The sequence below is a fragment of the Pseudoduganella albidiflava genome, assembly GCF_004322755.1.
Lineage (GTDB): Bacteria > Pseudomonadota > Gammaproteobacteria > Burkholderiales > Burkholderiaceae_D > Rugamonas > Rugamonas albidiflava.
Window position 1 is genome coordinate 2,331,525 of the sequence record NZ_CP036401.1, and the last position, 26,210, is coordinate 2,357,734.

Sequence of the window (26,210 nt, forward strand, 5' to 3'; positions counted from 1 at the left end):
CACCGATGAACACGCTGCCGATGAACACGCTGCCGATGAACACGCGGCCAATGAACACGCCGCCAATCCACGACACGCTGCCGGGCGGCGCGCCCGGGACGGCCGTGCCACCGACCGCCGCACCGCGCCTGTACAGCCCGGCGCAACGGGGCTTCTCGATCGTCGAGCTGATGGTCGCCGTCGTCGTCGGCTTGCTGGCCGTCATGTTCGCCACCCGGCTGATGGTCAATGGCGAGCAGAGCAAGGCCGCCTCGGTGGGCGGCTCGGATGCCATGCAGAACGGCATGCTGGCGCTGTTCTCGATCAATACCGATGCGTCGCAAGCCGGCTGGGGCCTCAACGACGACCTGGTCAATGGCTGCAACACGCGCATGACCGATACCCAGGGCTTCACCCTCGCCACCGCCACCCGCGACGGCGCAGTGATCAGGCCGCTGGCGCCGGCCGTCATCGGCAACGGTGGCACCGGTTCCGATACGCTCACCCTGTACTCCGGCAGCGGCCTGGCCGGCGTCGGTTCCACCCAGGTGTGGCAGAACTACATGGGCGGCACCACGATCGGCGTGGCCAACGTGGCACCGTTCGGCTTCAGCGCCGGCGACGTCATCGTCGTCGCACCGGAACCGGCCGGCGCCGATTGCGCACTCGCGCAGTTGTCGGCGCCGCCCGCGGCAAGCGTGCTGCAGATCGCGGCCGGCGCCGCCTCGCGTTTCAATACCGGCAACCTCGGCGTGCTGTACAACGGCGGCCAGGCGCGCGTGTTCAACCTCGGCCCGGCCGGCAAGCTGTCGTTCCACACCTGGTCCGTCACGGACGGCGTGCTGCAGCTGCGTGCCACCGACCTTGCCGGTACCGGCGCACAGCCGCAGGCCGTGGTCGGCAACGTGGTGGCGCTGAAGGCGCAATACGGTTTCGATACGCGCACCGGCACCGCGTTCATCCCGAAGGCCGGCATGCAGGTGGGGCGCTGGAGCAGCGCGATGATCGACGCCGATGGCGACGGCAGCACCGGCGCCGCGGGCGACTGGCAGCGCATCGCCGCGCTGCGCATCGCCATCGTCGCCCGCGGTGCCATACCCGAGCGGCCCGCCGCGGGGCAGGCCACGTGCACCGCCACCACCGCGCCGCTGACCCTGTTCAGTACCGCCGTGCCGGCCGGCGTCACCGCCTCGTCCGTCCAGGTGGCGCTCGCCGTACCGAACGACACCGTCAGCTGGACCTGCTACCGTTACCGCGTGTTTGAAACGATCGTGCCGATCCGGAATGCGGGGTGGCGGCCATGACGCGCATGACACACACCAGGGACTTCATGCACCAGCGCGGCGTGGCGCTGCCGGTCATGCTGATCATGCTCGTCGTGATGATGGTCAGCAGCATCTACCTGCTGCGCTCCACCAATTCGACGGCGCTCACCACGTCGAACCTGGCCCATGAGGATGCGCTGTCGAAAGCGGCCGACCTGGGCATCCACGCCGCCTACGACTGGCTGAGCAGCGTGCCGAAAAGCACGCTGTACAACGACGTGCCCGCCGCCGGCTACGTGGCCACCATCAATCCGGGCGCGGGGCAGGGCGTATCGAACCCGGCGTTCTGGCAGGGTTCGACGACGGTGTGGGATGCCAACCGCCGCGACCAGGTCGAATACGTGATCCACCGGATGTGCCAGTTCGCCGGCGCCTACAACGCCGTCAATCCGGCCAACAATTGCACGCTGACGGCGGCGCGGCAGAACGTACAGGCCAGGACGCGCGTCGGCGACAGCCTGGCGTCCGATGCGCCGGCCTACCAGGGCAAGCCGCAGCTGCACTACGTGATCACCGCGCGGATCGCCGGCCCGCGCGGCGGCAATGTCATGAACCAGGCCGTCGTGATGATGGGGCCGTAGACGATGATGAACCCGATGACCTACTTCAAGGGCCGACTGGCCGCCCGCCCGCCGTCGCAGTCGCGGCCTGCCCAGCTGCTTCCGCATCTGCTTAAACCCCTGCTCCTGCCGGTGCTGGCATGGCTGCTGGCCTGCGTGTCCGCCCCGGCGCTGGCCGCCACCACCAATATCGCCCAGGTGCCGCTGCTGAACATCGCCGGCACAGGGACCGTCAAGCCGAACCTGATGCTGCTGTTCGATAACTCCGGCTCGATGGACCAGACCTACACGCCGGACTACGTCAACGACAACCTGTGCCGCTCGCGCCTCACGCTGTCGGCCGGCATCACGGCGTGCACCGTGGGCCATCCGCCCTTCATGAGCCCCGACTTCAACCGCCAGTACTACAATCCGCGCATCCGCTACGGCGCGCCGATCCAGTGGGATGGCACGTATTACCCGGACATGACGGCGGCGCAGACGGCCAGCTGGACCAACGTGCCCAGCGATGGCTTCGGCCGCAGCAACACCAACCTGTACGGTTCGTCCGACAGCGCGATCAACCTGATCAGCGAGTTCCCCGACCTGAAGTGGTGCAACAGCAGCGACGAGAGCGACTGCCGCATCAACACCGCCACCTACACCTACCCGGACAACGCCTACTACAACCCGGCCGCCATCAGCGGCGGGCCGTACTACTACAACATCGCCGTGTCCGAGTACTGCCGCGACGAGCGGCTGACCAGCTGCACGTCGGTGGCCGCCGGCGCCGCCGCACCGGACGGCTACCCGGTACCGGCCACGGTGCGCTGGTGCAGCAACCGCGCGCTGACCACCTGCCAGGCCAAGCGCGTGGGCACTTATATCTACCCGAAGTACTCGTCGCCGCCGACCAGTTCCATCGCCCACGGCACCATCACGCTGGGCGCCACGCTGTCGTCGTCGCCGATGCAGATCGCTTCGGTCACGGTCATCAATCCGGCCTCGCCGGATGCGCCGGTCACGATCAGCAACGGCGCCGTCAGCGCGCCGAGCGGCACCAATACCGCCGCGCGGCAGCAGGCGCTGGCCACCCAGGTCGCGGCGAGCATCATCGCGCGCACCGGCCTCGGCATCAATTCCTACTGGGCCTGCGTGCGCACACCCACCGGCTCGTCCACCGTGCCCGCCTGTTCGTCGCTGGGCATCCCGCTCACGTCCGACAACGTGGTGGCGGTGGTGCCCATCGTCTGCGCCGGCGGCGCCAAGTCGCTGACCAACTGCAGCACGATCCGCGAAGACGCCTTCACCAACACGCGGCAGGGCTGGGGCGTGGAAGTGGATGCGCCTTCGGTGCAGACCACGCCGGCCACCACCGGCCAGCCACCCACGGCGCTGTTGCGCATCGGCGGGCGCGGCACCATGCGCAGCACCGGCAGCATCGCCAGCATCAGGCTCGGCAGCACCACGATCACCGGCACCGTGTCGCTGCGCAATATGTCGCCGGCCCAGGTGGCGCTGGCGATCGTGCAGGCGATCAATGCGTCGAGCACCCGAGCCACGCACCGCGCCTACCTGGGCGGCGACGCCACCACCGGTGTCTGCGCCAATGAACCGGCCACCACGGTCTGCGTCGTCAACATCAACGCCACGGCGAACGGCGCTGCGCTGAGCGGCACGGTGTCGGGCGAGAACAACGTCACGTTCAGCACCGTGAACGCCACCAGCATCGTGGAAGGCATTCCCGTCACCACCACGGCGCTGTCGTCGCTGCCGAGTGCGTTCTCGCGGGTGAACATCGTTCCCGGCCGCACTTATCCGAAGGCCGCCTCGCGCAGCGACTGCGTGGCGCAGACCGGGGTCTGCACCTACGACGAGGAAATGACCAACTTCGCCAACTGGTATGCGTACTACAAGAACCGGCTGCAGATGATGAAGACCTCGGTCGGCATCGCGTTCGCCGCCATCAATGCGAACTACCGCGTGGGCTTCGTGCGCCTGTCGCAGGCCGGTGCCGCCCTGTCGATCGACATGAAGCCGGCCGATTTCACGGGCACGGCGCGCAGCACCTGGTATTCCACGCTGTACAACACCACCAGCAGCGGCTCCACGCCGATCCGCACCGCCATGGACAATGTCGGCCGCATGTTCGCCAACCTGGCGCCGTACGACTACGACTCGGGGCAGGAAGTGGTGCAGTTCCCGTGCCAGCAGAACTTCCTGATCCTCACTACCGATGGCTACTGGAACGGCAGTTCGACGGCCAACGTGGTCAACAACGACAACCAGGAAAATGCCGGGCGCTTCTGCACATACGGCCGCGGCTGCGTGGATACGCGCGCCCAGTCGCAGCCTTCGATCTCGGACGTGGCGCTGCACTGGTATAACGGGGGTTCGTCGACGGCGACCGTGTCCCTGCGTCCCGACCTGGAACCGGACATGACGAAGCCCGGCCAGGTGCCGGCCGCCGAGGGCGAGAACACCCACCTGCACATGAACACCTACACGCTGGGCCTGGGCATGGATGGCGTGATGACCTATGAGCCGAACTACGATTCGGCACCGAAGGCGGGCGGCGATTTCTACAACCTGATCACGCGCGTGCAGACCGGCTGCCCGTGGAACAACAACGGCCCGTACGTGTGGCCGAATCCGGACGTGACCAATACCGGCAATACCGTGCAGGAACGGGTCGACGACCTGTGGCATGCCGCCATCAATGGCCACGGCAAGTACTTCAGCGCCAACGAACCGCGCGAGGTGGTCGAGGGCCTGTCGTCCGCGCTGTCGAACATGCAGGTGACGCTGGGCGCCGCGTCGGCCGCCGCCACCTCCACGCCGAACATCTCGCTGCAGGACAACGACATCTTCTCGGACACTTTCACCACCGTGAAGTGGTACGGCGAACTGTCGGACCGGAAGATCGATCCCACCACGGGCGTCGTCAGCAACACCACCGTCTGGACCACCACCGACACGCTCGGCGAGAAGGTGGCCGCGTCCAGCGACACGCGCAGCATCTACATGGCCGGCAGCGGCGCCCTGAAGGCGTTCCGCTACGATGCCATGTCCCCTCAGGAAAAGGCCTGGTTCACCGGGCAGTGCCCGAACCTGCCGCAGTGCACGCTGCTGTCGGTGGCCGACCGGAACATCGTCAACAGCGGCGACCACATGGTGAACTGGCTGCGCGGCCAGCAGCAGCATGCCAACGACCGCATCTTCCGCGCCTACTCGATGAGCAGCGACACGCCGTCGATCCCGATCGTGCTGGGCGATATCGCCTCGTCGAAGCCGGCCTATGTGCGCGACCCGCGCAAGGCCTACACCGGCAACGGCTACCCCGAGTTCCGCGACGCCCAGACGGCGGCGCGCCCAGTGGCCACCGTGTTCACGGCGGCGAACGACGGCATGCTGCACGCGTTCTCCGCCGCGGATGGCCAGGAAGCATGGGCCTACGTCCCGCGCATCACGATGAAGAAGCTGCCGGCGCTGTCGAGCACCACGTACGCCACCAACCACCAGTTCACCACCGACGGCTCGCCCGAAGTGGCCGACGTGTACTTCAACGGCGCCTGGCATACCGTGCTGGTGGCCGGCCTGAACGCGGGCGGCCGCGGCTACTACGCGCTGGACATCACCGACCCGCGCCAGCCGAGGCAGCTGTGGGAACTGTGCGCCGACGCCAGCGTGTGCGCCAACGCCGTACCGAACATGGGCCTGTCGTTCGGCAATCCGCAATTCGGCACGTGGCGCGATGGCTCGGGTGCCGAGCGCTGGGTGGTGTTCCTCACGTCCGGCTACAACAACGTGCCCGGCGTGGACGGTGTCGACACGGGCGACGGCAAGGGCTACCTGTTCATCGTCGACATCGCCACCGGCGCGGTGCTCAAGACGGTGAGCACCAACAGCGGGGATACCGCCACGCCATCGGGCCTGGCGAAGATCACCGCGATCACGGCCGATCCGAACGGCGACCCGCTGGTCACCCACATCTACGGCGGCGACAACGATGGCCGCATGTGGCGCTTCGACCTGACGGCCACCGACGGCAGCGTGGGCGTGCTGAAGCTGGGCGACGCGGGTGCCGCCCAGCCAATCACGACGCGCCCGGACGTCACGCTGTGCGCGGTGGAAGGCACGACGATACCCGAGCGCGTGGTGCTGTTCGGCACCGGCCGCCTGCTCGACGTGCCGGATACCGCCAATGCCGACGTGCAGAGCCTGTACGTGGTGAAGGACTCGGGCGCCTACGTCAACCTGCGCGGCGCCGCGATGGAGCAGCAGACGCTGAGCACCTCCGGTACCGGCACCAACACCGGCTCGTACCAGATCACCGACGACGCGGCCGACCTGCGGCAGAAGAGCGGCTGGTACGTCGACTGGCGCCTGAACCCGGGCGAGCGCATGAACATCGACCCGAAGATCGTCAGCGGCGTGGCCAACGTGGTGACCAACCTGCCCACCTCGTCGTCGTCCTGCTCGGTGGGCGGTACCAGCAACGCCTACGCACTGGACGTGTGCCGCGGTGTCGGCGTCAACGGGCGGATCGTGGGCGGCACGCTGTCGAACACGTCGGCGGCGGTCGGCTTCATCATCGTGCGGCTGCCCAGCGGCGAAATGAAGATGATCGCCACCACCGCCAAGGGCGAAACGCTGACGCGGCCGATCGTCGAACTCGATTCCGAAGGCGCCCATCCGGTCGGCTGGCGGCGCGTGAAGGGGGACTGAGCGCGGGGCGGATCAGCGCAGCGGCAGTCTCATTGGGGCTTCCTGGCACGGGTGGCAAGGAAGGTCGGCAGATAGCGGTCGATCAGGAAGCGCGGGCGCGGCTGCCTGTCTTCGTAAAAACCTGTCAACACGAAGCCTGCTTCCAGTTGGCCGCCAATTTGCGCATCCAGGCCGTGTCCGAACACCAGCGCCTCGCCGCGCTGCCGCTTGCCGGCCAGCGCCTGTGCGTCCAGATGCTCAAGGTCGGAGTAGGGCACGGAAAAGCATGGCCTGATCAGTCCCTGTTCCGCATAGGATGGATCGCGGTCGCCCACGAAGACCACCGGATTGTAGAAGCTGCTCAGCAGCGTGCCACCGCTGCGCAGTACGCGGAAGCATTCCCGCCAGACCGGCCGGATATCGGGTACATACAGGTTGGAAATCGGATGGAAGACAAGGTCGAAGGAGGCGTCCGCAAGGGCCGACAGGTCGCGCATGTCGCCCTGGATCACGTTCAGTTCCAGGCCGTCGCGCCGCGCCACCATGCTGTCTTGGCGCAGCTGCAGTTCCGAGGCGTCGAAGACCGTCACCTTTGCGCCCGCTGCCGCCAGAATGGGAGCCTGCTGGCCGCCGCCGGATGCCAGGCAAAGAATACGCAGTCCGCGTACGCTGTCGAGCCAGTCTGCCGGCAAGGCGCCCGGCGTCAGCCTGACCTGCCAGTCGCCGTTGCGGGCGGCGGCCACTTCTTCCGCGCTGACCGGTAGCGACCATTCGCATTGCTGCGCTGCCTGGCGATCCCAGGCGGCGCGATTGTGATTGAAGACGTCGATAGGTTCTACGGAGGTATCTGGCATGGGCTTTCCTTTGAAACGATGGGAAAACTGCCCGTGATACGGCCGCCGCGGCGACGCTGCAGCACTGGCACCTGCGTGCGAGGTGCGCCGGTACGGCATCGGGGATGAACGACAGTATGCGGCTGGCCGATCGCGCGTGGGCAGCGATAGTCAGTTCGATGCAGGGCATCAACGCATTACTTGTTCATGTCGGCTTGCTCCGGTGGGTGCAGGGAAGCGATTCTAGCATTGGAGACAGCCTGCCTGGCGTTTGCTGGACGGCGCAGGTAGCTCGCTTGGACGCTTTCAGGCGTGGAGGCCGCATCACGCGCTTGCACCGCGGAGCAGTAAGAGGGGGCAGTGAGCGGGGCAGTCAGTTTCCCACTGTGCCGAAATTGCCCGGCCCGCACCAAAAAACGGTAAAATCCACGGTTTTCCGTCGAGCCGAACCGTTGGTTGCCACCATGTCCGAAGAATCCCAAGTCACCACCCCAGCCATTGAGGCAAGCAGCGAGCAGGAAGCGGGCGCCAGCGCCAAGCCTGCCGCGCTGATCGCGCGCGAAGTCCAGCGCCGCCGCACGTTCGGCATCATTTCCCACCCCGACGCCGGCAAGACGACGCTGACCGAGAAGCTGCTGCTGTTCTCGGGCGCGATCCAGATGGCCGGTACCGTCAAGGCCCGCAAGAGCGCGCGCCACGCCACCTCCGACTGGATGGAGATCGAGAAGCAGCGCGGCATTTCCGTTGCCTCGTCGGTGATGCAGTTCGAGTTCCGCGACCACATCATCAACCTGCTCGACACGCCGGGCCACCAGGACTTCTCGGAAGACACCTACCGCGTGCTGACGGCAGTCGACTCGGCGCTGATGGTGATCGACGCGGCCAAGGGTGTCGAGGCGCAGACCATCAAGCTGCTCGACGTCTGCCGCATGCGCAACACGCCGATCGTCACGTTCATGAACAAGATGGACCGTGAAACGCGCGACCCGCTCGAACTCCTGGATGAACTGGAGTCGGTGCTGAAGATCCAGTGCGCGCCGGTGACGTGGCCGATCGGCATGGGCAAGAACTTCCGCGGCGTGTACCACCTGCTGCGCGACGAAGTGCTGCTGTTCCGCGCCGGTTCGGAAAGCGCCAACCAGACCGTGGAAGTCATCAAGGGCATCGACAATCCGAAGCTGCAGGAGATGTTCCCGCTGGAGATGGACCAGTTGCGCATGGAAGTGGAGCTGGTGCACGGCGCCTCGCACCCGTTCGACCTGGAGCAGTTCCTGGCCGGTATCCAGACTCCCGTGTTCTTCGGTTCGGCGATCAACAACTTCGGCGTGCGCGAGATCCTGTCGGCGCTGGTCGACTGGGCGCCGCCGCCGCGCGAGCGCGACGCCACCGTGCGTTCCGTCGAGCCCACCGAGCAGCCGTTCTCCGGCTTCGTGTTCAAGATCCAGGCCAATATGGACCCGGCGCACCGCGACCGTATCGCCTTCCTGCGCGTGTGCTCCGGCCGCTTCGAGCGGGGCATGAAGGTCAAGCACCTGCGCCTGGGGCGCGAAGTGAAGGTGTCGTCGGTGGTGACGTTCATGGCATCGTCGCGCGAACAGGTGGAAGAGGCCTACGCCGGCGACATCATCGGCTTGCCGAACCACGGCAACATGCAGATCGGCGACAGTTTCTCGGAAGGCGAGATGCTGCAGTTCACCGGTATTCCATACTTTGCGCCGGACTTCTTCCGCCAGGTGCGCATCCGCAACCCGCTGAAGATCAAGCAGCTGCACAAGGGCCTGCAGCAGCTGGGCGAAGAGGGCGCGGTGCAGGTCTTCAAGCCGGTGCAGGGCGGTGAGCTGGTGCTGGGCGCCGTCGGCGTGCTGCAGTTCGAAGTGGTCGCCAGCCGGCTGATGAACGAGTACGGCGTCGACGCCGTGTTCGAAGGCACCAGCATCAGCAGCGCGCGCTGGGTCTCGTCGGACGACAAGAAGGCGCTGGCCGACTTCGAGGCGGCCCTCGGCCACAACGTGGCGTACGACGCCGCCGGCAACCTGGCCTACCTCGCCACGTCGGGCGTCAACCTGCGCCTCACGCAGGAACGCTGGCCGAAGCTGACGTTCCACGCCACCCGCGAGCACGCCACGAAGCTCTGACGGCAATGCCGCTCACTTTAGGCATCCTGGCATGCCACGAGCGCCTGCATCTACCCCAACGGCGAACGTCTGGGGTCAGACCCGCCGGGTCTGACCCCCGAATCTGCACTTGGGGTGGGTTTATCCAAGCGGCATCAGGCTCAGACGGCTTGTTCTAGCGCGCCGCGGCGCGCGCTTCCGCGTGGCCGAACACGCGGTCGACCAGCTCGACCGCGGCGGCCACGCCATCCTCCCGCCGCATGGCGTTTCCGGCTTCGATGGCAGCCTGCGTCATGGCCGGCGTGTCGAGCGCCTGGCGGATCAGCTTCGCCAGCCCGGCCGCGGTGGCCTTGCGCCGGTGCACGGGCGTGCCGGCGATGCCCAGCCGCCGCAGCTCGCGGCCCCAGTGTTCCTGTTCGCTGATGTGCGGCACCACCACCGATGGCTTGCCGGCGAGGATGGCCGATTGCGTGGTGCCGGCGCCGCCATGGTGCAGCACGGCGCTGCAGCGCGGGAAGACGGCGTGGTGCGGTGCTGCGCGAACGTAGAGCAAGCGATCCGACGACGTGAAGCCGCAGGCCGCCGCGTCGGCGCTCTGGATGATCGCCCGGCAGCCGGCCAGCCGCGCCGCTTCGCCGAGCAGCTCCAGCGTCTCGCGCTGCCAGCCGGTATCGGCCGGCATCCAGCTGCCCAGCGTCATGTAGACCGGCGGCTCGCCCGCGGCGAGGAAGCCGGCCAGTTCCGGCGCCACGCTGCCTTCGACAGCGATATTGGGCATGTCGAGGAACCCGCTCAGTTGCACGCCGGGCGGCCAGTCGGGCTGCTGGACGGCGATGACCGGGCTCACCGCGACCAGCGTCAACTGCGGCGACAGCCACACCTCGTCGATCATGTCGCGCACCGGCGGCACGCCCGCCCGGGCGCGCAGGCGGTTGGTATCGGCCAGCAGCGCGCGGTTGACCGCCAGCCGCGTGATCCACCAGAGCAGCCGGTTGGCCCACTGCGCGCCGCCGCGCGAACGCATCGGATGGTCGCAGGCGCTGGGGATGCCGCCGTGCGACAGCATCACGCTGGCATAAGGGCGCCCGGCACGCTGTGCCGCGGCCCGCAGCGGATGCATGAAGAAATGGCCGATCACCACGTCGCACTCCTCGCACAGCCGCTCCGCCGCCGCGAACATGCGGTCCTCGACGGGCGCGAAGGCCAGGCGCAGGATCTTGGCCATCTGCCGCATCGGGTCGCGCGTGTTGAACACGGTGGCGCCGATCTTTCCCGCATCTTCGGGCCCCAGCACCGGCGACGCCACCATGCGGATATCCACGCCCGAGGGCGAGACATGGCGCGCATAGGCATCGCTGTCCACGCAGGTGATGACGAGGATGACCTCATGCCCGCTACGCTGCAGGCCCTCCGCCAATGCCAGGAATGGGCGCACGTCGCCGTGGCTGCCCCAGGTTTGCAAGCCGATCTTCATGTTTTTCCTTGTTGAAAAAGCACTGAAACGGATTATGGCCGAGTTCACACGCGTGTGCAGTCCGGGCTTGACATGGCCCGATCCCACGTATACTGTATTAATCACTTAATACACCAATACAATGGTAGCGAACCATCCATGACCGAACATACCGCCCAGCTGTTTGCCATCACCACCGGCTCGGCCGAGCCCATCTATCGCCAGTTGATCGAGCAGGTCAGGCGGCTCGCCGCCGCCGGCGTGCTGGCGCCGGGCGACACGCTGCCCTCCGTGCGCGAGGTGGCCGGTACCCTGGCCGTCAATCCGATGACGGTCTCGAAGGCCTACAACCTGCTCGAGATGGAAGGCGCGCTGGAGCGCATCCGCGGGCAGGGCATGCAGGTCGCGCAGCGCAAGCCGGGTGGGCACAAGGAGCGCGAAGCCTTGCTGCGCCCGTCGCTGGAGCGCGCGGCCCGCGAGGCCCGCCAGCTGGAGCTGGACGATCACACGATTCTCGAACTGTTCAAACAAGTCCTGAAGGAAGAAAAATGAACACATCCGTGGTTGCAATGGAAGGCGTGGCGCGCTCGTTCGGCGGCCGCGGGGTACTGGCCGGGATCGACTGGCACATCGGCAGCGGCGCGGTGATCGGCCTGCTGGGCCGCAACGGCGCCGGCAAGTCGACGCTGATCGAATGCCTGCTGGGCCTGCGCGAGGTGGACAGCGGCGCCATCACGCTGTTCGGCGAGCCGGCCGGCAACCTGTCGCCGGCGACCCGCGCCCGCATCGGCTACGTGCCGCAGAAGTCCGAGCTGTTCGACTGGCTCACGCCGGACCAGCTGCTGGCGTATTTCCGAACCCTGTACCCGCGCTGGAACGACTACAAGGTGGAGAACCTGCTGGCGCGCTGGGGCTTCGATCCGGCCACGCGCCGGCAGCGCATCGCCAGCCTGTCCGGCGGCCAGCAGCAGCGGCTGTCGATCATCCGCGCGCTGGCGCCCGACCCGGACCTCCTGGTGCTGGACGAACCCGTCGCCAGCCTCGATCCGGTGGGCCGCCGCGACTTCCTGCGCGAACTGGTCGACGACGTGATCGAGCGCGGCACCACGGTGCTGTTCTCGACGCACATCCTGTCCGACCTGGAACGCATCGCGGTCGATGTCGCCTTCCTGAAGGATGGCCGCATCGCGCTGCAGGCGCCGCTCGACGACCTGCTGGAAGGCACCCGCCGCGTCAGCGGCGATCCGAAAGCGCTGGCCACGCTGCGCCTGGACCAGGAGCTGGGCCGCGTGCGCCACGGTAACGGCGCATTCAGCATCGTGGCGCGGCTGTCCGCCCAGGAGTCGATCCGCCTGCTGGCATCGCCCGGCGTGCGCCTCGAGCCGGTCTCGCTGGAAGACCTGTTCGAAGAGGTAACGCGATGAACGCCTGGCGCCAGTTGCTGATGCAGGTCGTGCTGCGCCACCGCGTGCAGGGAAGAACGTGGATCACCTGGGTATTGCTGGGCACCATGGTGTTGCCGCTGGGCGCCGTGCTGTTCGGTCCCGTGCCGCGGCTGGTCGGCGCGACCGCGGCGGGAGCGCTGCTGTCGATCGCGGTCGTGATGTGGTGGGGGCAGTACCTGCAGACGGCGATGCGGCTTAATACGCCGGCGTCGGCCTGCCTGGTTCCCGGCCTGCACCGCCGCCTGCTGGCGCTGACCGCCGTGTTGTGGATCGCCGCCAGCGTGCCGCCCGCCGTGCTGTTCGGCGCCGCAACCGGTTACTTCGGTTATGCGCTGCTGGCCTGCGCGGCCACGCTGCTGTTCGCGGCGCTGTGCTGCCGCTATCCGTGGCTGGGGCTGGTGCCGTCGTTCGCCTGGCTGTTGGCGCGGCTGCCGTGGTATCCCGCTGGCGCGCTGGATGCCGTGCTCGACGCAGCAGAGGCGGCCGTCACGCTGGCCGGCCTGCTCGCGCTGGCCGCGCTGGGCGCCCTGGTCCTGCGCGTGCTGTTCCCGCGCGGCGGCGACGCGCATTACCGGTTCGGTACCTGTATCGACCGCCGGGCCGGCAAGGGCAAGGGCGGCATGACGATGGCTTCGGGCAGCACGCTGTTCCGCGCACTGGACAGTTTCTATCATGCCCGCCTGGCGGCGCCGGGCCGGCCCGCCGCACGCCTGCTCGATGCGCTGGGCGGCCGCGCCCACTGGAGCCGCGCGGTGCTGATCCTCGCGATCCTCACCGGCGGCGCGCTGGCCTGCCGGGCCTACACCGGTCCCGAAACCATGCGGCCGTTCATCCCGCTGCTGCTGGTGGCGATGATGCTGGCGGTGTTGTCGCACGTGGATGGCCTGCTGTCGGCCGTGAAGAATTCCCGTGCGGAGCAGGGCATCCTGCTGCTGGCGCCGGTGGCGCCGCCGCCGCGCGACCTGAACCGGCAGCTGGCTCTGGCGCTGCTGGGCCGCTTCGGCATTGTGCTGGGGGCCTACCTGGCCGGCAGCTGCGTCGTGCTGCTGGCCACCACCGGCGCATGGCGCGCGTGGCTGTGCTGTACGGCGGTGGCACTGGCCTTCACACCGCTGCTGTTGCGCGATCACGCGCGCCATCCGGGCTGGAAGTCGGCGCAGCTTTCGGTCGGGATCGTGATGCTGCTGATGGCGCCCCTCAGCGGCCTGGTCGAATACGGCGGGATCCCGGCGGTGGTGTCGATCGCGTGCAGTGCGGCGCTGCTGGCCGGCACCGCCATCGCCATGGTGCTGCGCTGGCGCGGCGCGATGGCCGCCGCGCCGGCCTTCCCGGCCGGGCGGCTGGCTAGCTGACTACTTCGCGGGCGTGGCCAGCGGCTGGCCCTTCTCGATCACGTACACGCCGACCAGTTTCGTCGTCGTGCTGCCCGGATTGCGCGCGTCGTGCACCACGCCGGCGGGGATGATGATCGCTTCGCCGGCTTTCACGCGCCGCGGTGGCGCACCGTCGATCAGCAGTTCGCCTTCGCCATCGAGAAAATAGGTGATTTCGTCGCCCGGGTGCGTGTGGCGGCCCGCGGTGGCGCCGGGTGCCAGTTCGACGTGGGCGACGACCGCTTCGCGGTTGGGCACGGAGATGTCACCGCGGGTGATGACGGTGCGCTTGATGCCGGTGGGCTGGGCCAGGGAACTGGTGCAGGGCAGGGCTAGCAGTGCTAGTGACACAGCGGCCATCGCGGCCGCGGCTTGGCGTCTCATCGTCTCCTCCATGGTGGTGGTGGCTGCACGGGTGTGCAGGTCGATGGTACGCGCGATGGCGCGGCCGCTCAACCATTTCGCGATGAGCTTGATCTGGCAAGCGCAAGCCGGGTTGGGTCCCGGCTTGCGTGAACCCGTCAGCCCTTGGCCCCCGGACCATTTGGCTCTTCCGGCACCGTCATGGTGCTCGGCTCGTTCTCCGACTCCTCGTTCGGTTCGGCTGCCGGACCGTGAGGGGCTGGAGCGGCCTGCTGCGCTTCAGCCGGCGCTGCGAAGCTCGAGCCAGCTGCGGTATTTGCGGCAGCGGCAGTGGTGAAGGCGCCTGCAGTGGCAATACCCAGGATGAGGGTGGTGATCGATTTTTTCATAAACAGGTTATTGGTTCTTTGAGTTGAGGATTCACTGCAGCGCATGCGGCAATGGTGTGCCCTTGCCTGCGATGTTCAGCGCATCCGGGATGCTCACTGCTTCCCGGGTGCGGACAGCATTGCTGCGATTCCGGTCTGTCTGCGACGCAAACATAACGATGATGCCTTCCGTCGCCATGCCACGTCGTCAGTGCCCTATTGCGGCGATAGGAGCTGATGGCTGGATGCCTCGGTAAGGCATCCGTTGATCATCTTCGCGCCCTCAGCCCTTAATCGTGGGATTGTTGGGCTCTTCCGGGACCAACGTGGCGACCGGTATGGAAGGTGCGGTGGGTGCGGTGGGTGCGCTCTCGGCCGGCTGCGCGAGCGGCTCTTTCTTGGTGCCGGATTCCGTATTCTCCGATGCCGGTTTGTTTTTCTCAGTCATGATGGTTACTCCTGTTGTGGTGGGTGAATGAAATACGGTGAAGGGATGCCGGGTCGCGAAACTTCATGTCCAGCAGCCTCTCCCAATCGGCGCGGGCAGTTGCACTGTTGCCTCTGCAGTAATTTGCCTGCACCAGCGCGGCGAGAATGAAATATTCTGTTTCCGGACGGCGCATTGGCCCCAGGATGGATGCTGCTTCCATGCAGGCAAAAACCGCCTCCTCGGTCAGTCGGCGTTCCCTCAGGATATCGGCATGTGCCAGCAGTGCGTCCGCAAACTGGAGGCGCAGGGACATGTCCCCGCTCAAAGGCCTCGGGGCAGCCCTTAGCGTCTCGAGCACAGGACCGAGCGCCAGCGCTGCCTTATCAATTTCCTTCATCCGTACAAGGGTATCGGCAATGTAGATATCGAGTTGCATGCTCACGCGGGTCAGCTCGGCTTGAGTCGGATCGGCTGCGGCTAGGCGGGCGGTTCCATGGCGCAGGGCCTGAAGTTCTGCCAGCGCCTTTGCCGGAGCAGCATAAGATGAGAGGTATGCCGATTTGATGGCGATGACATGCAAATTGCGTTGCCAGGTCAGATTGCTGGGGTCATTCTTGACGAATGCTGCCATGATCGTGTGAGCTTCCCGCCATCTGTCCTGGCTGGTAGCCAAGCCAAGCGCCTGTTCTATCTCTGCAAGGTGCGACACGGCGGACGCGAGGCGCACTCCCCATTCGGTATTGGTGCGATGGCGTTCAAGAACTGGATGGATCAGCTGTCGCTCGGTGTCATACAGGGTCCTTGCATCTTCCAGCGCGCCGCGCGCTGCCGTGGCTTTGGCCAGCCAGGAATAAGTACCGGCAAGGCTCATGATCAAACCGTCGTCGCCCGGCCGCATGTCGATGACCGCGCGTTTCAGCCGGATCGCCTCCTTGAACGCCGCGCTGGCGGCGACGAAATCGCGGCGGCCCATTTGAACGCTGCCGATATTGTGGTGTGCATAGGCAAGCTCGAGCACGCTATCGGCATCGCGCGGTGCCAGCTCCACCAACTTCCGGCTCAAGTCACGATACTGCGCGACATATTCAAGAGCGACGGACCAGTCGTCCCGGTCGCGATGAATTTTGCTCAGCCAGAACGCCACGGCCCCCTGCGCCTTCAGCGCTGCCCTGTCGTCAGGCACCCGCGCGAGATGCCGCGAAAGAATGCCGCGCGCCGCCAGCAGCGCGGTCTGGGCGGAATCCGGCTTGGCACGCGCAATATCGACTTCGGCGATCACCTGCAACGCCTTTGCGCGCTGCACCGCCGTCCGGGGATCGCCGTCGTCCGTGCCACCGGCAAGGTAGGCCAGCGCTCGCTTGCTCACATCGTCCAGCAGATCCAGCCGGCCCAGCGGCCGCAGCTTGTCGGCGAAATCCCCGAGCATGAAGCCCAGCAGTCCTTCGGCGTCGGCGCGGCGCCGGTCCGCATCCTGTTGCGCGGCCCGTGCCGTCAGGCCGAGCACACCCGCCAGCACTGCCAGCAGCGCGATCACCGCCACCACCGCCATGCGTATGCGCTCGCCCAGCTTGACCCGCCGCAGCGACGCGTCGACGAACTCGGCTTCCTGCGCGGACAGGGAAATGTCGGCCGAATCCAGCACGGTACGAGCCTGGTTGGCCTGGATGCCGGGCGGCAGCAGCAGGTCGCGTGGGCGCCCGGCCGCGGCCCAGCGCGCCGCCTGCGCTGTAATCCGCGTACGCACCTGCAGCGTTTGCCGGTGGACTTCGATCCAGTTCGCGATGCGGGGCCAGCGCCGCAGCAGCGCCTCGTGGGCCACGCCGAAGCCGGGCACGTCGCCGGCCAGTTCGCTGACGAACAGACGCGCTTCCACCAGCGCGCGGACCAGATCGCGCTCGGCTTCATCGCGCAAGACCGCCCAGGGGGCGCGGCGCGCCGTGACGGCATGCTGCTCCTCGCCGATGCAGACCAGCAGCGACAGCACGCGTGGCAGCGCGGCCTGCTGTGCGGCGGGCAGCGCGGCGACGACCTGCTCGGCACGCACGCCCAGCGCGCCCTCGATGCCGCCCAGCTGGCGGAACACCTGGAAGCGCAGCAGGCCGTCGTCGCCGCGCTGGCGGTACAGTTCATCGAGGCAGTATTGCAGCAGCGGTAGCGCGTCCGGGCTGGCGCGGGCGGCGTCGCACAGCACGTCGTCCAGGCTGGCGCCGGTATCGGCTTCCCGCTCGAACGCCAGCCTGGCGGCGCGCGCCGGTTCGCGCACCATTTGCGCGATGGCCGCGCCATCGGGCGGCTCCACGTCGAAATGGCCGCCGCGCGTCTTCAGCGCCATCATTTCCGGCACGGCCATCAATTCGGGATAGAAATCGTTGCGGCAGGCCAGCACGACCAGCACGTTGGCGCGCGCCAGGCGGTCCAGCGCCTGGAAGAATGCCGTACGGTCGGCGGCGCTGTCCGCGGTGCGGAACACGGCCTCCAGCCGGTCGACGAACACGGCCAGCCGGGCCGGCCCGTCCGGCGCCAGGTGCGCGGCCACGGCGGCCGGTTCGTCGCGCAGCCGCTGGCCGAGCGTGGCGGCATCGAGGCCGTCGAACAGCAGGGCGTTGCCGCATTCGGCGTCACTGCGTTCCGCGTCGAGCAGCACGGCGGCCAGCGCGCCGAGCAGGCCGCTGCCGCCCAGGTCCGCGCAATCCATGTGCAGCGTGCAGTCGAGGGCGACGAGTCCGCCGTTTGTAACCATCAGTTGCGGCAGCAGGCCGGCGCGTACCAGCGAAGTCTTGCCGGACCCGGAAGCCCCCAGCACCAGCGCCATCGCGCAGCCGCCATCGACCTGGTCGAGCACCGTCTGGCGCAGCCGCGTGGCCGCCTGCACCCGGCCGAAGAAGATCGCCGCGTGGCTTTCCTCGAACGCGGCCAGGCCCCGGAACGGCGAGCCCTGGTCCCAGCCGCCGGGAGCTTCTTCCTCTTCCACCACGTCGGCGATGGCGCGGTAGCCGCGCTTGCGCACCGTTTCGATATAGCGCGGCGCCGTGCTGGAATCGCCCAGCGCCTTGCGCAACTGGGCGATCGCCTTGTGCACCGGGTTGTCGCCAAGTTCAGGCGTGCCCCAGCATTTTTCCAGCAATTCCTCGGGCGGGATGACCGCGTGCGGATGGCGGCAAAGGTAGCGCAGCACGTCCATGGCGCGCGGTTCCAGGCCCACGCGCGTGTCGCCATTGCGCAAGGAATTGCCTGCCACCTCCACTTGCCAGTCGCCGAAGCGAAACCCGCGATGAGCCATCCGATCGACATCCCCGAAATTATTTTCTTATATGAATCAGTGACTTGACTCTTCCGGAAGGTTTCCGGAAGGCGCCCGCGCGGCTGGGTGACTACAGTCTTGCTAACTGATCGACCCCCATCTTAACATTTCTCTATAACAAATAGATGTCAAATTCTTACAACTCCTTCGACCTGGCGGATTTCCCGCGGCGCTACCTGAAACCCTTGCTGGTCGATGCGCTGCAAGCCAGGCTCGCGGCATGGCCGGTCGCGCTGGCGCTGCCTCCGGCCGCCGTGGCCGACCCGCTGGGCAGCGAAAGCGGGCGCTCCGGCGTGCCGGAGGGAGTGTGGGGCGAGCCCTGCTTCGTGGCCACGGACCGGGGGTGGACATGGCGCGACCATGCGCTGCTGGCATGGCGGACCGGCGGGGCGCTAGCGCACCAGCGCATCTCGGAGCAGGAGCGCCGCTATGACATCTACCTGTCCGAACAGCCGGACATGGCCGGCGTGCCGCGCCTGACCGTCGATTTGCACGCGTTGCAGACCTGCTATGAACGCGACGCCATCACGGAGGGGGCCTGCGACCTGGGCGCCGGATGGGCCAGGCTGACGCAGCGCTGGTCGCTGCGATTGCAACTGATAGTCACGGCAGCTGGCCGGGTCAACGTCATCACCCGCGCAAGCCGGCCGGCCCCGCGCATGGATGCCGGCCGCAGCGGCCCCTGGCCCGGCGCCGACCCGCTGGCCCGCCTGCTGGACGTGCGGCGGCTGACGCGCGACTGGGAGCAGGGCGGTGCCTCCCTGGGCGCGGTGCGCGACCAGCTCGTGAGCCGGCTGGCCGCGGCGATCGAACCGCCGCTGGCCCGGTCCGTGCCGCAATTCGCCTAGGGCAGGGCGCCATGGTCAACCTGACCCTGCACGCCGGGATGGCGGAGCGCCGGCCGCTGTTCATCGTGCGCGACCGCAACCTGCCGGTGGTCTTCGGCGTGGACGGCGCCGGCCGGCTGCGCCTGTTGCAGCACATGGGCACCGGGGCCTGGTCCGACACCGACCTGTCGGCCGGGTTGCCCGATGGCGCGACCGTACGCTGCGCCGACGTGCGGCAGGCGCCGGACGGCACGCTCAGCATCGCGCTGGCGGTCTGCAATGCAGCCGGCCGGTGCAACCTGCGCATCGGCACCGGCATTCCCGTGCAACAGGATGAAGCGGGCTGGCTGCACACCATGCGGCACCTGCCGGTCGCCCCCGGGCTGCCAACCGCTACCCTGGTCACCCACTTGGCGTTCGGCCCCCTGCAAGCCGGCGCGCCGCCGCTGCTGCTGGTGCACGCGGGCGCGGCCACCTGGTACTGCAACGCGGCCGCGCCGCTGCACACGATGCGCCCGCTCGACCTGCCGCCCGCGCGGGCATGCGCGATCGGCAATTACCGGCAGCCGGGCATCTGGGTGCTGCATGCCTACGGCAAGGGCAGTTCGCTGCGCTTCACGCCGCTGTGCGACCCGTTCGGCTGGTACGTGACGCTCGATTACCCGGACTTGCCGCCCCATGTGGACAGCGTGCTGCTGGCCCCGGGCGCGCAGTCGAACGTGCCGGACCTGTACGCGGCGGGCGAACGCATCGTCGTCTACCGGGGCGGCAACACCCCGCCCCAGACGGTGGCGCGCGTCGCCGGCGCCAGGCTGCTGTGGGGCCACGTGCATGACGGCGCCGACTATCTCGCCTACGCCGATGCCGGCGGCGCCCTGTGGATGCTGGTGCGGCCGCGGCGCGGCGCCTGGCAACCGCCATTCCGCCTGACGCGGCGGCGCGCGGTGCTGGCCGTGGCCGGGCAGTTCATCCATGCCGCCGCCATCGAGGAGGGCCGGCTGGAAGTGCAGCGCTTCACGATGGATGGCCAGCTGTATGGCAGCGAGCTGGTGGCGGCGGACTGGTGAAAAAAAAAGCCGCCCGCCTTGCGGCGGACGGCGTTTCCATTGAACGCAGGCGCGAGCGCTTACTCGTAGGCGCTGATCGGCGCGCAACCGCACATCAGGTTGCGGTCGCCGTACACGTTGTCGGCGCGGCCGACCGGCGGCCAGTACTTCTGCTTGCGCAGCGACGCCAGCGGGTAGGCGGCCTGCGAGCGGCTGTACTGGCGGTCCCACTCGTCGGCGGTCAGCACCGCGGCGGTGTGCGGCGCGAACTTCAGCGGGTTGTTCGCCTTGTCGAATTCGCCGCTTTCCACCTTGGCGATCTCGCCGCGGATGGCGATCATCGCCTCGATGAAGCGGTCCAGCTCGGCCTTGGCTTCCGATTCGGTCGGCTCGATCATCAGCGTGCCCGGGACCGGGAAGCTCATGGTCGGCGCATGGAAGCCGTAGTCCATCAGGCGCTTGGCCACGTCCTCGTTGCTGATGCCGGTGGCATCGGTCAGCGGGCGCAGGTCCAGGATGCACTCGTGCGCCACCAGGCCGTCGTGGCCCGAGTACAGCACCGGATAGTGCGGCGCCAGGCGGCGCGCGATGTAGTTCGCGTTCAGGATCGCCGTTTCCGTCGCGGCGGTCAGGCCTTCGGCGCCCATCATGGCGATGTACATCCACGAGATCGGCAGGATCGAGGCGGAACCGTAGGCGGCGGCCGAGACGGCGCCGATGCCTTTTTCATTGCGCTGGTAGCCGGTGGAACGCTGGTTCGGCAGGAACTCCGCCAGGTGCGCGCCGACGCCGATCGGGCCCACGCCCGGTCCGCCGCCGCCGTGCGGGATGCAGAAGGTCTTGTGCAGGTTCAGGTGCGACACGTCGCCGCCGAACGCGCCCGGCGCGGCCACGCCGACCAGCGCATTCATGTTGGCGCCGTCGATGTACACCTGGCCGCCGTGCGAATGCACGATCTCGCACAGTTCCTTGATGCCTTCCTCGAACACGCCGTGCGTGGAAGGATAGGTGACCATCACGCACGCCAGGTTCTTGCTGTGCTGCTCGGCCTTGGCCTTCAGGTCGGCCAGGTCGACGTTGCCGTTCTCGTCGCAGGCGGTGACCACGACCTGCATGTTGACCATGCTGGCCGATGCCGGGTTGGTGCCGTGCGCGGACGACGGGATCAGGCAGATGTTGCGGTGGCCCTCGCCACGCGACTGGTGGTACTTCTGGATCACCAGCAGGCCGGCGTATTCGCCCTGCGAACCGGCGTTCGGCTGCAGCGACACGGCCGCGTAGCCGGTCACGGCGCACAGCATCTCTTCCAGCTGGCCGATCATTTCGCGGTAGCCCACGGTCTGGTCTTCCGGCGCGAACGGGTGAATGTTCGAGAACTCGGGCCAGGTGACCGGGATCATCTCGCTGGTGGCATTCAGCTTCATGGTGCACGAACCGAGCGGGATCATGGTGCGGTCCAGCGCCAGGTCCTTGTCGGCCAGCGAGCGCAGGTAGCGCAGCATTTCGGTTTCGCTGTGGTAGCGGTTGAAGACCGGGTGCGTCAAGTAGGCCGAAGCGCGTGCCAGTTCGGCCGGGAAGGCGTCGTCGGCCGGTTCTTCGATGGCGGCGAAGTCCGGCGCGGCCGGGGCATCGGCCACGCCCGTCGAGAACACGGCCCACAGGGCGGCCAGCGTGTCGCGGTCGACCGTTTCATCCAGCGACACGCCCACGTGGTTCGCATCGATGCGGCGCAGGTTGATGCCGTTGGCGACGGCGGCGGCATGCAGTGCCTCGGCGCGGTCGGTGGCGATCGTCAGCGTGTCGAAGAAGGTCTGGTTGGTGATCCGGTAGCCCAGCGTACGCAGGTTGCCGGCCAGGATGCCGGTGTAGCGGTGCACGCGGGTGGCGATCTGCGCCAGGCCTTGCGGGCCGTGGTAGACCGCGTACATCGACGCGGTCACGGCCAGCAGCACCTGGGCGGTGCAGATGTTCGACGTGGCCTTCTCGCGGCGGATGTGCTGTTCGCGCGTTTGCAGGGCCAGGCGGTATGCCATGTTGCCTTGCTGGTCGACGGTAACGCCGACCAGGCGGCCCGGCATCGAGCGCTTGTATTCGTCGCGGGTGGCCATGTAGCCGGCGTGCGGGCCGCCGAAGCCCAGCGGTACGCCGAAGCGCTGGCTGTTGCCCACTACGACATCGGCGCCCCATTCGCCCGGCGGGGTGAGCAGGGTCAGGGCCAGCAGGTCCGCCGCCACGACGATCATCGCGCCGGTGGCCTTGACTTTCTCGACGTCGGCGCGATAGTCGCGCACGGCACCGTCCACGCCCGGGTATTGCAGCAGCACGCCGAATGCATCGGTCACGCCGGCCAGTTCGGCCGGGTCGAACGTGCGCACCTCGATGCCCAGCGGCTCGGCGCGGGTGCGGATCACTTCCAGCGTCTGCGGCAGTACGTCGTTCGCCACGTAGAACAGCTTCGATTTCGACTTGCCGACGCGCAGCAGCAGCGTCATCGCCTCGGCGGCCGAGGTGCCTTCGTCGAGCATCGACGCGTTGGCGATGCCCATGCCGGTCAGGTCGGTGATGGCCTGCTGGAAGTTCAGGATCGCTTCCAGGCGGCCCTGCGAGATCTCCGGCTGGTACGGCGTGTAAGCCGTGTACCAGGCCGGGTTTTCAAAGATGTTACGCAGCACCACGCCCGGCGTGAACGTGCCGTAGTAACCCTGGCCGATCAGCGATTTCACGACCTTGTTCTGGCCGGCGATGGCCTTCAGCTTCGCCAGCGCGGCCTGTTCCGGCAGCGGCTCGGCGAACTGGCCCAGGGGCAGGGCGGCGCGGTTGCGGATATTTTCCGGAACGATCGCGTCGATCAGCGCGGCGCGCGTGGCATAGCCGAGCGTGTCGAGCATCTGCTGCTGTTCGGCGGCGTCCGGGCCGATGTGGCGGGCGATGAAGGCGTCACGCGCTTCGAGTTGGGTCAGGCTGGTACGGGTCATGAAGGGTCTCTTGGGCCAATAAGGGGCCAATAAGGGGGCCGGATTAAATGGAACCGATGCGGGGGCCGATGCGGGGGCCGATGCGGAAGGCCAAAGCAGGGCCAATGCGGGGCCGGCCCCGTATTGCGGTATCAGGAAGCGGTGTTCTTGCCGTAGGCGTCGGCGTCCAGCAGGGCGTCGATCGCGGCGGCGTCGGCCGGCTTCATCTTGAACAGCCACGCGTCATACGCGTTGGCGTTGATCGATTCCGGCGCGCCGGCCACCGCGTCGTTGACGGCGGTGACTTCGCCCGACACCGGAGCATAGATGTCGGAAGCGGCCTTCACCGATTCCACCACGGCGGCATCGTCGCCCGCGGTGTAGCTGTTGCCGACTTTCGGCAATTCGACGAAGACGATGTCGCCCAGCGCGTCCTGGGCGAATTCAGTAATGCCGACCGTGATCGTGCCGTCGTCTTCCTTGCGGATCCACTCGTGGGATTCGGTGTACTTCAGCTCTGCGGGAATGTTGCTCATGTGTTGCTCCAGATTGGTGGTGTTGTTGGGGAGGTCGGGCCTGTTCAGGCGACGAGGATTTTACCGTTCCGCACGAAAGGCAGTTTCACCACCGTGGCGGCCAGCTTCTTGTCGCGGATTTCAACGTGTACGGTATCGCCCACCTGCACGTCCAGCGGCACGCGCGCCAGCGCGATCGCCTGCTGCATCGTGGGGCTGAACGTGCCGGAAGTGATTTCGCCCGTGGCGCCATCGGCCGCGATGACTTTCTGGTGGGCGCGCAGCACGCCGCCTTTTTCGCGCAGGATCAGGCCCACGAACTGGGCGTTCTGGCCCTTGGCCTGCAAGGCGGCCTTGCCGACGAAGTCGCGCTCCGACACCAGGTCGATGGTCCAGGCCAGGCCGGCGTCCAGCGGGTTCACCATCTCGTCCATGTCCTGGCCGTACAGGTTCATGCCCGCTTCCAGGCGCAGCGTATCGCGCGCGCCGAGGCCGGCCGGCTTCACGCCGGCGGCGGCCAGCGCGTTCCACAGGGCTTCGGCCTGCGTGGCGGCCACGCCGATCTCGAAACCGTCTTCACCCGTGTAGCCGGTACGCGCCACCATGGCCTCGCCGAATGCGGTGTCCTTGACGATGGCCACGTTGAACGGCTTCATCTCGGCGGTGGCGTCCTTCGCCTGCGGGATCAGTTCCCAGACCTTGGCGCGGGCATTCGGGCCCTGCACGGCGACCAGGGCCATGGCATTCGCGGGATTGTCGCGGCGTTGCGTGATGGTCAGGCCGGCCTGCCACTCGTCGCTCTTCGCCTGCATCCACGCCACGTCCTTCTCGGCGGTGCCGGCGTTCACGACCAGGCGGAACCAGTTTTCGGTGAAGAAATAGACGATCAGGTCGTCGATCACGCCGCCTTCGGGATTCAGCATGCACGAGTACAGGGCCTTGCCCGATACCTGCAGCTTGTCGACATTGTTGGCCAGCAGGCGGCGCAGGAAGGCACGGACGTCGCTGCCTTCGATGTCGACCACGCACATGTGCGCCACGTCGAACATGCCGGCGTCACTGCGCACGGCGTGGTGCTCTTCGATCTGCGAACCGTAGTTGACGGGCATGTCCCAGCCGCCGAAATCGACCATGCGGGCGCCGAGGGCGCGGTGGGCTGCGTTGAGGGGAGTAGCTTTGAGCGTCATGGGGCCTCGGACTTCGGTTGGGGTTAACAGCACAACAGCCACGCAATGACACGCACTGGCACGGAAGAAGCGGACAGCTTTTCCACTGTTGTTCGTTACCCCTCTGTCCTCGGTACCTGAGAGATAGCGGTTCGATGACTCGACGCCGCACGCCCCTTCGGTGGGCAAGCTTACCGGTTACCGTGCAAGCGTGCCGCTCTCCAGAGTTTCGGCCGCGCGCACATTGCTGGCGCTGCGACCCCTGACCGGTCCTTGATGCCTGAGAGTTTTTGGGTGTTGCCCCTTCGGCGGCAGCTGGGCGCTGCGCTCTCCCGGTCGAGGATCGGGACTATAAGTTAAGTGGGACGGGGTGTCAATCTAGCAGGGGCCATATGGTCGGGCTTGATTGTGCTCTCTATCTAGGTGAACGCAGCGTCATCGGTAGCCTTAAGATAACCTGATTCGTTTCTATCCGGGCGTAACGGGGATTCGCCACAACAGTGCGGCGAAAGAATTGGAGTGACGAACTGACGCGCACGTCGTGCATGCAGTATCGGCATTCTATGGTGGACTGTTATTCATATTTCGTCTGCCAACAATAGTCGTCGGGTTTTAAGACGATTTGACAAAAAAGATCGCACTTTTTCGTCATTCATAGCCGCTGAATAAAATTCCTGAAGCACAGGCTCAACGTAGTAGAAGAAGAGTTGGCGATCGCTTTCAGCTGTGGGAATTGCTTTCTTCAATACGTTAAGAAATGTGTGCGGCGACATTATCTTTGCGAATGCCGTGTAAGGTTTCCCGCTTGCAAATGGGATATTCTTCATGTAATACTCGCAAAGCTTGATCTGGTCGCGCTTTCTCCATGAGCGATGGCCAATCAAATCAAAGGCGTAGCCGTAATCCGGATTGGAAAGTGGAAGTATGTGTATGAGCAGATCCACCGCGTCGGCTGAATTTAGTGTTCTCAGGCGAGTAATTGCACTATATAAGGGGGAGTTTGGAGTTATCATTGTTTTCGGCTCCTAAGTTTTCCAGGGCGAGGTTCGCATTGCGAGAATTGCTCGCTGGTTGCTGGCGGTGTTCTGAATCATCCGTCCAGACGGTGACTTTTCTTCTGTTCGGTCCCTTATTGTTTCCGAATCTGATCGAGTGAGCGTACCTTGCATCTGCGCCTCGCGTAGGTCCAAGTAAGCCGAGAAATCAGAATTAATATTCGGTCTGTCAATGCGAACAGTACCATCGAGCATGGTCACAAAATCGTATGAGCCCGCGGAAACAATTCTTTTGCTCCCTCGTCCCTGCAGCCAATAGCGTCCTTAGCTGTCTTCAACAAGAATTCTTGATGGCTTCCGCCGCACAACAGCGTTGCGCGGTTGCGAGTTTGGTAGTCTTTCAACAAAGCTACTTGCTGAAGAGGCGGGCGGACGCGTCCGTATTCTCACACCGTTCGAAGGTTCCCGTGTAATCAA

20 protein-coding genes and 2 riboswitches are annotated in these 26,210 nt (G+C 66.7%); of the genes, 9 read left to right on the forward strand and 11 right to left on the reverse strand.

Annotated features, from left to right (window positions below; genetic code table 11):
- The first annotated feature begins 5 nt into the window (after positions 1 to 5).
- The 3 genes from EYF70_RS09860 to EYF70_RS09870 are packed head-to-tail and all read left to right on the forward strand — an operon-like array spanning position 6 to position 6,571.
- Positions 6 to 1,283: a PilW family protein gene (locus EYF70_RS09860; protein ID WP_229420789.1), complete on the forward strand. Its 1,278-nt coding sequence runs from the start codon at positions 6 to 8 to the stop codon at positions 1,281 to 1,283.
- A 5-nt stretch (positions 1,284 to 1,288) separates the two neighbouring features.
- Complete coding sequence (locus EYF70_RS09865; protein ID WP_229420790.1) at positions 1,289 to 1,885, forward strand: pilus assembly PilX family protein; 597 nt, start codon at positions 1,289 to 1,291, stop codon at positions 1,883 to 1,885.
- A gap of 3 nt (positions 1,886 to 1,888) precedes the next feature.
- Positions 1,889 to 6,571 carry a pilus assembly protein gene (locus EYF70_RS09870; protein ID WP_229420791.1) on the forward strand — a complete coding sequence of 1,561 codons (4,683 nt, stop codon included), beginning with the start codon at positions 1,889 to 1,891 and terminating at the stop codon, positions 6,569 to 6,571.
- Between the two features lie 29 nt (positions 6,572 to 6,600).
- Here EYF70_RS09870 and EYF70_RS09875 read toward each other — a convergent pair whose 3' ends face one another.
- On the reverse strand, positions 6,601 to 7,404 hold the full coding sequence (locus EYF70_RS09875) for a class I SAM-dependent methyltransferase (protein ID WP_131145238.1): 804 nt from the start codon (positions 7,402 to 7,404) through the stop codon (positions 6,601 to 6,603).
- Positions 7,405 to 7,847: 443 nt separating this feature from the next.
- On the opposite strand from EYF70_RS09875, the gene EYF70_RS09880 reads away from it, so the two are divergent.
- The gene (locus tag EYF70_RS09880; RefSeq protein WP_174800396.1) at positions 7,848 to 9,518 is read left to right on the forward strand and encodes a peptide chain release factor 3; all 1,671 of its coding nucleotides are present in this window, start codon (positions 7,848 to 7,850) and stop codon (positions 9,516 to 9,518) included.
- Positions 9,519 to 9,672: 154 nt separating this feature from the next.
- Here the strand turns inward: EYF70_RS09880 and EYF70_RS09885 are convergent, their stop codons facing one another.
- Positions 9,673 to 10,971, reverse strand: a complete 1,299-nt coding sequence (locus tag EYF70_RS09885; RefSeq protein WP_131145239.1) for a glycosyltransferase — start codon at positions 10,969 to 10,971, stop codon at positions 9,673 to 9,675.
- 138 nt (positions 10,972 to 11,109) lie between these two features.
- Between EYF70_RS09885 and EYF70_RS09890 the strand changes: the two genes are divergently transcribed.
- Genes EYF70_RS09890 through EYF70_RS09900 form a run of 3 tightly spaced genes read left to right on the forward strand, consistent with a single transcriptional unit; the run spans position 11,110 to position 13,747 of the window.
- Entirely contained in the window at positions 11,110 to 11,502 is a 393-nt protein-coding gene (locus EYF70_RS09890) for a GntR family transcriptional regulator (RefSeq protein ID WP_131145240.1), read from the forward strand.
- On the forward strand, positions 11,499 to 12,374 hold the full coding sequence (locus EYF70_RS09895) for an ABC transporter ATP-binding protein (RefSeq protein ID WP_131145241.1): 876 nt from the start codon (positions 11,499 to 11,501) through the stop codon (positions 12,372 to 12,374). Before EYF70_RS09890 ends, EYF70_RS09895 begins: the two co-directional genes overlap by 4 nt.
- A complete protein-coding gene (locus EYF70_RS09900) occupies positions 12,371 to 13,747 on the forward strand; it encodes a hypothetical protein (protein ID WP_131145242.1) in 1,377 nt (458 codons plus the stop codon). The genes EYF70_RS09895 and EYF70_RS09900 overlap by 4 nt, the downstream gene beginning before the upstream one ends.
- Here the strand turns inward: EYF70_RS09900 and EYF70_RS09905 are convergent, their stop codons facing one another.
- The 5 genes from EYF70_RS09905 to EYF70_RS09915 form a co-directional block, all read right to left on the reverse strand.
- Complete coding sequence (locus EYF70_RS09905) at positions 13,748 to 14,152, reverse strand: cupin domain-containing protein (protein ID WP_131145243.1); 405 nt, start codon at positions 14,150 to 14,152, stop codon at positions 13,748 to 13,750.
- Between the two features lie 137 nt (positions 14,153 to 14,289).
- Positions 14,290 to 14,520, reverse strand: a complete 231-nt coding sequence (locus EYF70_RS09910; protein WP_131145244.1) for a hypothetical protein — start codon at positions 14,518 to 14,520, stop codon at positions 14,290 to 14,292.
- Positions 14,521 to 14,551: 31 nt separating this feature from the next.
- Positions 14,552 to 14,698: a hypothetical protein gene (locus tag EYF70_RS31025; RefSeq protein WP_165497606.1), complete on the reverse strand. Its 147-nt coding sequence runs from the start codon at positions 14,696 to 14,698 to the stop codon at positions 14,552 to 14,554.
- Between the two features lie 84 nt (positions 14,699 to 14,782).
- Positions 14,783 to 14,947, reverse strand: a complete 165-nt coding sequence (locus EYF70_RS31030) for a hypothetical protein (protein WP_165497607.1) — start codon at positions 14,945 to 14,947, stop codon at positions 14,783 to 14,785.
- The gene (locus EYF70_RS09915) at positions 14,940 to 18,110 is read right to left on the reverse strand and encodes an nSTAND1 domain-containing NTPase (RefSeq protein WP_165497608.1); all 3,171 of its coding nucleotides are present in this window, start codon (positions 18,108 to 18,110) and stop codon (positions 14,940 to 14,942) included. Before EYF70_RS09915 ends, EYF70_RS31030 begins: the two co-directional genes overlap by 8 nt.
- Positions 18,111 to 18,355: 245 nt before the next feature.
- Here EYF70_RS09915 and EYF70_RS09920 point away from each other — a divergent pair, with 245 nt between their 5' ends.
- Both EYF70_RS09920 and EYF70_RS09925 read left to right on the forward strand, forming a co-directional pair.
- Positions 18,356 to 19,078, forward strand: a complete 723-nt coding sequence (locus EYF70_RS09920; protein ID WP_131145246.1) for a hypothetical protein — start codon at positions 18,356 to 18,358, stop codon at positions 19,076 to 19,078.
- An 11-nt stretch (positions 19,079 to 19,089) separates the two neighbouring features.
- Positions 19,090 to 20,124, forward strand: coding sequence for a hypothetical protein (locus tag EYF70_RS09925; protein WP_131145247.1), 1,035 nt, complete (start codon positions 19,090 to 19,092; stop codon positions 20,122 to 20,124).
- A gap of 59 nt (positions 20,125 to 20,183) precedes the next feature.
- On the opposite strand, the gene gcvP is transcribed toward EYF70_RS09925, so the two are convergent.
- The 4 genes from gcvP to EYF70_RS09945 form a co-directional block, all read right to left on the reverse strand.
- Positions 20,184 to 23,078: an aminomethyl-transferring glycine dehydrogenase gene (gene gcvP, locus EYF70_RS09930; RefSeq protein ID WP_131145248.1), complete on the reverse strand. Its 2,895-nt coding sequence runs from the start codon at positions 23,076 to 23,078 to the stop codon at positions 20,184 to 20,186.
- Positions 23,079 to 23,209: 131 nt separating this feature from the next.
- Positions 23,210 to 23,593 (reverse strand): glycine cleavage system protein GcvH, encoded by a 384-nt coding sequence (gcvH, locus tag EYF70_RS09935; protein WP_131145249.1) that lies wholly within the window; start codon positions 23,591 to 23,593, stop codon positions 23,210 to 23,212.
- A gap of 44 nt (positions 23,594 to 23,637) precedes the next feature.
- The gene (gcvT, locus tag EYF70_RS09940; protein ID WP_131145250.1) at positions 23,638 to 24,759 is read right to left on the reverse strand and encodes a glycine cleavage system aminomethyltransferase GcvT; all 1,122 of its coding nucleotides are present in this window, start codon (positions 24,757 to 24,759) and stop codon (positions 23,638 to 23,640) included.
- Positions 24,760 to 24,852: 93 nt separating this feature from the next.
- A riboswitch (glycine riboswitch) is annotated at positions 24,853 to 24,973 on the reverse strand.
- Between the two features lie 22 nt (positions 24,974 to 24,995).
- Positions 24,996 to 25,083, reverse strand: a riboswitch (glycine riboswitch).
- A 233-nt stretch (positions 25,084 to 25,316) separates the two neighbouring features.
- Positions 25,317 to 25,751 carry a hypothetical protein gene (locus tag EYF70_RS09945; protein WP_131145251.1) on the reverse strand — a complete coding sequence of 145 codons (435 nt, stop codon included), beginning with the start codon at positions 25,749 to 25,751 and terminating at the stop codon, positions 25,317 to 25,319.
- Between the last annotated feature and the right edge of the window lie 459 nt (positions 25,752 to 26,210).